Origin of the sequence: Enterococcus sp. C53, from assembly GCF_040887425.1 — a bacterium.
GTDB classification, from domain to species: Bacteria; Bacillota; Bacilli; order Lactobacillales; family Enterococcaceae; genus Enterococcus_B; species Enterococcus_B hirae.
In genome coordinates this window covers 1-499 of the sequence record NZ_JBFOFT010000030.1, presented here as the reverse complement: position 1 = coordinate 499, position 499 = coordinate 1, and the positions used below count along the sequence as shown (strand labels likewise).

General features: G+C 37.3%; 1 protein-coding gene. It reads left to right on the top strand.

Annotated elements, in window-relative coordinates:
• Nucleotides 1-76: 76 nt before the first annotated feature.
• Complete coding sequence (locus tag AB3I42_RS14025) at nt 77-376, top strand: hypothetical protein (RefSeq protein ID WP_002324316.1); 300 nt, start codon at nt 77-79, stop codon at nt 374-376.
• Nucleotides 377-499: the final 123 nt, after the last annotated feature.

Genomic DNA, 499 nt, shown 5'->3' with positions numbered 1-499 from the left:
CCATTGATTCGGGTGAGTATCAAACGATGTTATTACCAGAAGAATACTAGTATCTAAAAGAAAGGAACGAAAGGACTTGTTAGAAACGGCTATCGAAGTACTGGAAAAGTGTGCACAGCTGGTCACTGCTTCTGAAGAGTGGGGCTATGAATCCGTTACGATGGAAAAAGAGGAAATTGAAATGGGTACGCTTCCTAAAGATGTTCATCTACCACGTTTAGTGATGACACATCTTTATATTTATTGTGCACCAGAAGATGGAAAAGACTATGTAGTTTATTTTATTACAGATATTACCAGCCAGCGAGAATTTGTTCGTGGGTTACTGGTCGAAGGACGATTGGTTTGGAGTCAGATTGGAGGAACGAATGAATAAGATCGATTATTTGAGAATGATTGCGAAATGTTTAGAAGATATCCTTACAGCGATTCATCAAATTCTGAAGAAAAAAGGAGAAAGAATATGAAATATTTTCAACTGGTATTGACACTTATAACG